The sequence below is a fragment of the Nocardioides sp. genome (assembly GCF_035697785.1).
GTDB lineage: Bacteria > Actinomycetota > Actinomycetes > Propionibacteriales > Nocardioidaceae > Nocardioides_B.
In genome coordinates this window covers 1-7,517 of record NZ_DASSCL010000072.1, presented here as the reverse complement: position 1 = coordinate 7,517, position 7,517 = coordinate 1, and the positions used below count along the sequence as shown (strand labels likewise).

9 protein-coding genes are annotated in these 7,517 nt (G+C 70.6%); 4 read left to right on the top strand and 5 right to left on the bottom strand.

Annotation, left to right across the window (positions count from 1 at the left end; translation table 11 throughout):
* The 3 genes from VFH10_RS07590 to VFH10_RS07580 form a co-directional block, all read right to left on the bottom strand.
* Positions 1–277 (bottom strand): HAD-IA family hydrolase (locus tag VFH10_RS07590; protein WP_325127507.1); only part of this gene is annotated, 277 nt, incomplete at its 3' end.
* Positions 278–530: 253 nt separating this feature from the next.
* The gene (locus tag VFH10_RS07585; RefSeq protein ID WP_325127506.1) at positions 531–1,055 is read right to left on the bottom strand and encodes a pyridoxamine 5'-phosphate oxidase family protein; all 525 of its coding nucleotides are present in this window, start codon (positions 1,053–1,055) and stop codon (positions 531–533) included.
* 52 nt (positions 1,056–1,107) lie between these two features.
* Positions 1,108–2,124 (bottom strand): zinc-dependent alcohol dehydrogenase family protein, encoded by a 1,017-nt coding sequence (locus VFH10_RS07580; protein ID WP_325127505.1) that lies wholly within the window; start codon positions 2,122–2,124, stop codon positions 1,108–1,110.
* Positions 2,125–2,248: 124 nt separating this feature from the next.
* On the opposite strand from VFH10_RS07580, the gene VFH10_RS07575 reads away from it, so the two are divergent.
* A complete protein-coding gene (locus VFH10_RS07575; protein WP_325127504.1) occupies positions 2,249–3,775 on the top strand; it encodes a UDP-N-acetylglucosamine 1-carboxyvinyltransferase in 1,527 nt (508 codons plus the stop codon).
* A gap of 102 nt (positions 3,776–3,877) precedes the next feature.
* On the opposite strand, the gene VFH10_RS07570 is transcribed toward VFH10_RS07575, so the two are convergent.
* Positions 3,878–4,153 (bottom strand): zf-TFIIB domain-containing protein, encoded by a 276-nt coding sequence (locus VFH10_RS07570; RefSeq protein ID WP_325127503.1) that lies wholly within the window; start codon positions 4,151–4,153, stop codon positions 3,878–3,880.
* Positions 4,154–4,272: 119 nt separating this feature from the next.
* On the opposite strand from VFH10_RS07570, the gene VFH10_RS07565 reads away from it, so the two are divergent.
* The 3 genes from VFH10_RS07565 (at position 4,273) to VFH10_RS07555 (ending at position 7,080) form a co-directional block, all read left to right on the top strand.
* Positions 4,273–5,085: a glycerophosphodiester phosphodiesterase gene (locus tag VFH10_RS07565; RefSeq protein ID WP_325127502.1), complete on the top strand. Its 813-nt coding sequence runs from the start codon at positions 4,273–4,275 to the stop codon at positions 5,083–5,085.
* Positions 5,082–6,446 (top strand): MFS transporter, encoded by a 1,365-nt coding sequence (locus VFH10_RS07560; RefSeq protein WP_325127501.1) that lies wholly within the window; start codon positions 5,082–5,084, stop codon positions 6,444–6,446. The genes VFH10_RS07565 and VFH10_RS07560 overlap by 4 nt, the downstream gene beginning before the upstream one ends.
* A 250-nt stretch (positions 6,447–6,696) precedes the next feature.
* On the top strand, positions 6,697–7,080 hold the full coding sequence (locus VFH10_RS07555) for an RNA polymerase-binding protein RbpA (protein WP_325127500.1): 384 nt from the start codon (positions 6,697–6,699) through the stop codon (positions 7,078–7,080).
* Between the two features lie 64 nt (positions 7,081–7,144).
* Here the strand turns inward: VFH10_RS07555 and VFH10_RS07550 are convergent.
* On the bottom strand, positions 7,145–7,517 hold a 373-nt coding region (locus tag VFH10_RS07550; protein ID WP_325127499.1), incomplete at its 5' end, for an FxsA family protein.

Genomic DNA, 7,517 nt, shown 5'->3' with positions numbered 1-7,517 from the left:
GCCACCGCACCGAGGCAGGCGTGTCGACGTGCAGCAGCGCCCGCCAGCCGAACGCCCGGGCGGCTTCGACGTTCGCGAGGTTGTCGTCGAGGAACCCGATCTCGGCGTCCGGGACGCCCAGCCGCCGCGTGGTCAGCGCGTAGACGGCCGGGTCGGGCTTCGCCAGGCCAACCTCGTGGGAGTAGACGACGACGTCGGCCTGCTCGACGAACGCGTACCGGCGGCCCTCCTCGCGTCGGGCACAGTCGATCGAGTTGCTGAGGATGCCCAGCCGCACGCCGCGCCCGCGCAGTGACAGCGGCGCCGGTGAGCAGGTCGCCGAGCGGCTCGTGCCGCGCGAGCACCGCCTCCAGCCCGGCGGCGTCGAGTCCGGCCTCGGTCGCCCACCGCTCGGCCCAGCGTTGCGGCCACGCGTGGTCGTCGACGATCTCGAGCACCCCGCCGATGTCGAGGACCACCGCCGAGATCGCCATGCCGGGGAGGCTACTGCTCGGCTACGGGCAGCGGGCCGAACCTCTCGGTGAAGGACGTCACGGCGCGAGGCCCCGCTGCGCCAGCAGCTCGGACCGCTTCCACGCGTAGCCCACCATCCAGTGCGGCCGGTAGCGGTACAGCACGATCGAGGGACCCCAGTCGAGCGGCGAGCTGCCGTAGTGCGCCGTCCAGTGGCCCAGGGTCTCGTCGTAGTCGTGGTCGGTCGGCTGCAGCTCCTCGACCCGGCCGTGGCTGAACACCGCGAGCTCCTCGTTGTCGACGTGGGCGACGCTCACGTCTGGTCGAGCCCGCATGTGCCGTGCCTTGGCTGCGGTGCCGCTGGTGCTGAACGACCAGGTGCCGTGCAGGAAGTGGCCGTCCATCGCGCTGATCCGCGGGTGTCCCTCCGCGGTCACGGTGGCCACCGAGATGACCTTCATGCCGGTCAGCAGCGCCACGATGTCGTCGGCGGTGAGCCGACGGTCGTCGCTGATGATGCTGCGCAGGTGCTCGGTCGACTTCGCGTGCGAACGGTCGAGCAGGTCCTGGAGCGCGGCGATCTCCTCCGGGGTCTCCTTCATGCACCGGACGTTACGCCCGGCCACCGACGCCCACCTTGACCGTTCTTGCGGGTCACGGCCGGAGCATCACCTTGATCGCCCGGCGCTCGTCCATCGCCCGGTAGGCCTCGGCGACGTCGTCGAGGGGCAGGGTCAGGTCGAAGACGAGACCCGGCTCGATCCGGCCCTCTAGGACACGGTCGAGCAGGTCGGGCAGGTAGGTGCGCACGGGGGCGATGCCGCCGGCCAGCCCCACGTTCCTCTGGAACATCCGGCGTACCGGCAGCTCGACGCCGTGCGGTACGCCGACGAACCCGACCGTGGAGCCCGGGCGGGCGACCTTGAAGGCGGTCTTGATCGCACCGTCCGTGCCGACGCACTCCAGCACCGCGTCGGCCCCGACACCGTCGGTCAGGTCGAGCACCCGCTGCTCGCCCTCTTCGCCGCGCTCCGCCACGACGTGCGTGGCCCCGAACCGCTCGGCGATCTTCTGCCGGGGCTCGTGCCGGGACATCGCCACGACCCGCTCGGCGCCCAGCTCGGCGGCCGCGAGCACCCCGCACAGGCCGACCGCGCCGTCACCGACCACGACGGCCGTCGAGCCGGGCTGCACCCCGGCCGCCACGGCCGCGTGCCAGCCGGTGGCCATCACGTCGGACAGGGTCAGCAGCGACGGGATCAACGAGTCGTCGGGCATCCCGTCGGTCTTGATCAGCGACCCGTCGGCCTGGTGGACCAGGGAGTACTCCGCCTGGCCGCTGGCCGTGAACCCCTGGTGCACGCATGCCGAGGTCATCCCGGCGACGCAGTGCGGGCAGGTGTTGTCGCAGTGCACGAACGGGACGATCACGAAGTCGCCGGGCCGGAAGTCGCGGACGTCCTTGCCCACCTCCTCGATCACACCGACGCACTCGTGCCCGATCGTGGAGCCGGCGTCGATGGGGTTCTCGCCGCGGTAGGGCCAGAGGTCCGAGCCGCAGACGCAGCCCGCGACGACCCTCACCACCGCCTGCGTGGGTTCGGTGATCGACGGGACCGGGCGCTCCTCGAGTCGGATGTCGCCGGGGGCATGGATGGTGGTGGCGCGCATGGCTGGCATCCTGCCACGCGTCGAACCGGTGTTGGCGCCGCGGCGGCGGGCACAGCGCTCCCCCGCCACCGCCGATCGGCGCGTCCCATTTGACCTATCTCATATCTGAGATACCGTCGCACGCATGTCGGACTATCTGGCCCGTATCGGCAACCTCATCCGAGATGCCCGCAAACACCGCGGGTGGACCCAGCAGCAGCTCGCGGACGTGCTCAGCACCAGCCAGAGCGCCGTCAACCGCATCGAGCGCGGCCACCAGAACCTCTCCCTGGAGATGATCGCCCGGATCGGCGAGGCGCTCGACTCCGAGCTCGTCTCGCTGGGCGCCGTCGGCCCCACGCACCTCCGGGTCACCGGGCCGACGAGGCTGTCCGGCTCGATCGACGTGAAGTCGTCGAAGAACGCCGGTGTCGCGCTGCTGTGCGCCTCGTTGCTGAACCGGGGCCGCACCACGCTGCGCCGGGTGGCCCGGATCGAGGAGGTCAACCGGCTGCTCGAGGTGCTCAACAGCATCGGCGTGCAGACCACCTGGCTCAACGCCGACAACGACCTGGAGATCGTGCCGCCGGCCACCCTCGACCTGGCCGCGATCGACGCCGGCGCCGCGCGGCGTACCCGGTCGATCATCATGTTCCTGGGCCCGCTGATGCACCGCGAGGACGCCTTCGAGCTGCCGTACGCCGGGGGCTGCGACCTCGGCACCCGCACCGTCGAGCCGCACATGGCCGCGCTGCGTCCGTTCGGGCTCGAGGTGAAGGCCACCGAGGGCAGCTACCACGCGACCGTCAGCCGCGCGGTGTCCCCGGTCCGACCGATCGTGCTCACCGAGCGCGGCGACACCGTCACCGAGAACGCCCTGCTCGGCGCCGCGCTGGAGCCGTCGGTGACGGTGATCCGCAACGCCAGCCCGAACTACATGGTCCAGGACCTGTGCTTCTTCCTGGAGAAGCTGGGCGTCCGCATCGACGGCATCGGCACCACCACGCTCACCGTGCACGGCGTGCCGGACATCGACGTCGACGTCGACTACGCGCCCTCGGAGGACCCGATCGAGGCGATGTCGCTGCTGGCCGCGGCGATCGTGACCAGGTCGGAGATCACCATCCGGCGGGCGCCGATCGAGTTCCTCGAGATCGAGCTCGCGCTGCTCGAGGAGATGGGTTTCTGCTACGAGCGCAGCGAGGAGTACGTCGCGGCGAACGGTCAGACCCGGCTCGTCGACCTCACGACCAAGGTCTCCGAGCTGCACTCCCCCATCGACAAGATCCACCCGATGCCGTTCCCGGGGCTCAACATCGACAACCTGCCCTTCTTCGCGGTGATCGCGGCCGTCGCGGAGGGGCAGACGCTGCTGCACGACTGGGTTTACGAGAACCGGGCCATCTACCTGACCGAGCTCACCAAGCTCGGGGCCTCGGTGAAGCTGCTCGACCCGCACCGGGTGATGATCGAGGGCCCGACGCGCTGGTCCGGCGCCGAGATCGTCTGCCCGCCGGCGCTCCGTCCGGCCGTGGTGATCCTGCTGGCGATGATGGCGTCCAAGGGGACGTCGGTGCTCCGCTCGGTCTACGTGATCAACCGGGGCTACGAGGACCTCGCCGCCCGGCTCAACGGCCTGGGCGCCAGCATCGAGACGTTCCGCGACATCTGATCCCGCACCACCGATATCGGTAGTCCCACCGTGACCCCTGGGTCACTCCCGGACGACCGATATCGTTGCGAAGGCGGTCGGCCGGGGTCGGCCGGGGTCGGGTCAGAGGAACAGCACCTCGATGTAGGAACGCCTCTTGGGGGTGCTCGGCGGCGGGGCGGTCATGTCGGCGGTGATCCGCGGCAGCGGCTGGGTCACGTGTCCGGACTCCCGGCCCTTGTGCCAGTCGTTCTCGGCCTCGACGAGGTTCGCCAGGTCAGCCCGCTCCAGGAAGATCCCGGAGCACGATCCGCACTGGTGGACGGTGACGCTTCCTACCGTCCGCGACCCCATGGAGGCGTGGCACTTCGGGCAGGTCATCTCGTCCGTCGGCTGCATGTTCCGACGATACTCGGGGAACCCGGCGGTCCACGGGCGGAACACACTGAGTAGTAACGCTCATGCGCCGCGCAGCGATTCTGCGCCACCATCGTCGCGTGAGCGTCGATACTGCACGCGTGACCCGTCCGCGCACCGGCCTCGCCTTCCTCGACGAGGGCCTTGACCGACCGGGAGCGGTGCTGGCGTTCGCACACCGCGGTGGAGCCTTCCATCCCGAGATCGAGGGCCTCGAGAACACCCTCGCCGCCTTCCAGCACGCGGTCGCTCTCGGCTACCGCTACCTCGAGACCGACGTGCACGCCACCCGGGACGGGGTGCTGCTGGCCTTCCACGACGCCGTCCTCGACCGGGTCACCGGCAGTGTCGGGCGGATCGCGGAGCTGACGTACGACGAGGTGCGGTCGGTCCGGATCGGCGACCGTGAGGAGATCCCCCGGCTGACCACGCTCCTGGAGACGTTCTCGGAGGCCCGGTTCAACATCGACATCAAGTCCGACAGCGCGGTCGCGCCGCTCGCCGAGCTGATCCGGCGCACCCACGCCCACGACCGGGTCTGCGTCGGCGCCTTCTCCGACGCCCGGATCCGCGACTTCCGGCGGCAGCTGGACCGCCGGGTCGCCACCACCTGCGGCGTCGGGGCGGTCGTCGGCACCCGGTTCGCGCCCAACCGCCGGGTCGCCCGGGCGCTCGGCGGGGCCGGCGACGTCCTGCAGGTGCCGCACCGCCGCGGCCGGCTGCGGGTCGTCACCCCCGAGCTGATCCGTCGGGCCCACGACGCCGGTCGTCCCGTGCACGTCTGGACCGTCGACGACACCGACGAGATGCACCACCTCCTCGACCTGGGCGTCGACGGGCTGATGACCGACCGCACCGACGTGCTCCGCGACGTGCTCGTCGCCCGCGGACAATGGATGGGAGAGGCACCATGACGCCATCACCGGGCTCACCGGGCGGCATCGCCGACCTGAGGCCGATCGCCCGGCGCCGCGAGCAGCGGGCCTGGTACTTCTACGACTGGGCCAACTCGGCGTTCAGCACCACCATCGCCGGCGTCCTGTTCGCGCCGTACCTGATCTCGGTCGCCGAGAACGCCGCGGTCGACAACCGGATCGACGTGCTCGGCCTGTCCGTGGCGCCCGGCGCGCTGCCCTCGTTCACGATCACCGCGTCCACGCTGATCTCGGCCTTCCTGCTCCCGCTGCTCGGCGCCGTCGCCGACCGTACGGCGCGCAAGAAGGAGCTGCTGGCCGGCTTCGCCTGGGTGGGGGCCGCGTTCGCCGCGCTGCTCTTCTTCGTCCAGGGCGACAACTGGCAGCTCGGCGTGGTCGCGTTCATCGTCGCCAACCTGTGCTTCGGCGCCGCGGCCGTCTTCAACGACGCGATCCTGTGCCTGGTCGCCGAGGAGGACGAGCGGGACCGGGTGTCCTCGCGGGGATGGGCCTACGGCTACGCCGGCGGCGGGCTGCTGCTGGCGATCAACTTCCTGATGGTCACCTTCCACGACAGCCTCGGCATGAGCCAGGGCATGGCGGTCCGGCTGAGCATGCTGTCCGCGGCCGTGTGGTGGGCGGGCTTCACGTTCATCCCGTTCCGGGGGCTCCGCAACCGGCCCCCCGAGCACGTGGTGCCGGCCGAGGGAGGCGTGGTGCAGCGCAGCTTCGGCCAGCTCTGGGCGACGCTGAAGGGGCTGCGGAGGTACCCGGTCGCGCTCACCTTCCTGGTCGCGTACCTGTTCTTCAACGACGGCATCCAGACCGTCATCGCCTCCGCCTCGACGTACGGCGTGGAGGAGCTCGGGTTCGAGACCGGGACCGTGCTCGCGGTCTACCTGGTGGTGCAGTTCGTGGCGGTCTTCGGCGCGCTCGGGTTCGGACGCGCCGCGGAGCGGTACGGCGCCAAGTCGGTGATCCTGGTGGGTCTGGCGATCTGGATGCTGATCGTCACCGCCGCGCTGTTCGTCCCGGAGCGCGAGCTGGTGCCGTTCCTCATCCTGGCGGTCGCGATCGGCATCGTCCTGGGCGGCACCCAGGCGCTCTCGCGGTCGTACTTCAGCCTGCTGATCCCGCGCGGCAGCGAGGCGGAGTACTTCAGCTTCTACCACGCCATGGAGCGCGGCACGTCGTGGTTCGGCACGCTGGTGTTCGGGCTCGTCTACCAGCTCACCGACTCCTACCGGCCGGCTATCTTCGCGCTGATCGCGTTCTTCGTGGTCGGCGGGGCGCTGCTGCTCAAGGTCGACACCGCGCGCGGCATCCGCGACGCGGGCAACGAGATGCCGTCGGTGGTGTGACCGGTCCCACGTCCCAGCCGCCCGGACGGTCGCCGCCTCGCTTGAAGATGCAACCGATTGTGTGGAATCGGCCGGACCCGGGTACCTTGACGTGTGGGACGCAGACGTCCTCACACACCGGGAATCTCTCGACAGGGTCGTTCGTTGGGACTGGTGAAGACGCAGGGCAGGCGCTGACGCGCCCACGGCGCGGATCGAGCGCCCGTCTGGATGTTGCACACGGGGTACCAATCAGGTTTGGAGGACGCTCATGGGAGAGCGGACACTACGTGGCGCCCGCCTCGGGGGCCAGAGCTTCGAGGACGAGCGCGGGATCGAGTTCGCCGCGCGCCAGAACATCGGGTACGCGTGCCCCCAGGGGCATGAGTTCGAGATCCCGATGTCGGTCGAGGCCGACGTGCCCGCCGTCTGGGAGTGCCCGCGCTGCGGCGCCGAGGCGCTGAGCAAGCACGGGCAGCTCAAGGAGGAGAAGGCCGAGAAGCCGGTCCGCACGCACTGGGACATGCTGCTCGAGCGCCGCTCCGTCAAGGAGCTGGAAGAGATCCTCACCGAGCGCCTGGAGCTGCTCCGCAGCGGCGAGATCGGCCCCGCCCACCTGCACCGGGCCAGCAAGAAGAAGGCCAAGTCCGCCTGATCCACCCACGACCGCCCCGGTCCACCGCCCCGTTCGGTGCCGGGGCGTCGTCATGCCCGGAGCCCTACTCGTTGACGACCTCGCCCGGGATCACCGAGTCGTCGTCGCCGGGGCCCTGGCGGGATCGGCCCGCTCCCCCGACGTACACCGAGCTCCCGGCGGCGAGCTTGCGGGTGATCACCCGGGTCAGCAGGCGCCGGGCGATCGGCCGGGTGACGGGCAGGATCGCGAACGCACCGACGACGTCGGACAGGAAGCCCGGCGTCAGTAGCAGAGTGCCGCCGATCAGGATGAGCGCCCCGTCGGCCAGCTCCCGGGCCGGCATCCGGTGCTCGGCGAGCGCCTGCTGCAGTGCCCGCCAGGCGCGGCCGCCCTCTCGTTTCACCAGGTAGCTGCCGGCGAACCCGGCCGCGATCAGCAGCAGGATCGTCCACCAC

Bases quoted from the DNA above. Each gene is read 5' to 3' on its own strand.
- VFH10_RS07570 (WP_325127503.1), bottom strand. From the start codon at position 4,153: ATGCAGCCGACGGACGAGATGACCTGCCCGAAGTGCCACGCCTCCATG.
- VFH10_RS07575 (WP_325127504.1), top strand. From the start codon at position 2,249: ATGTCGGACTATCTGGCCCGTATCGGCAACCTCATCCGAGATGCCCGC.
- VFH10_RS07585 (WP_325127506.1), bottom strand. From the start codon at position 1,055: ATGAAGGAGACCCCGGAGGAGATCGCCGCGCTCCAGGACCTGCTCGAC.
- VFH10_RS07580 (WP_325127505.1), bottom strand. From the start codon at position 2,124: ATGCGCGCCACCACCATCCATGCCCCCGGCGACATCCGACTCGAGGAG.
- VFH10_RS07560 (WP_325127501.1), top strand. From the start codon at position 5,082: ATGACGCCATCACCGGGCTCACCGGGCGGCATCGCCGACCTGAGGCCG.
- VFH10_RS07555 (WP_325127500.1), top strand. From the start codon at position 6,697: ATGGGAGAGCGGACACTACGTGGCGCCCGCCTCGGGGGCCAGAGCTTC.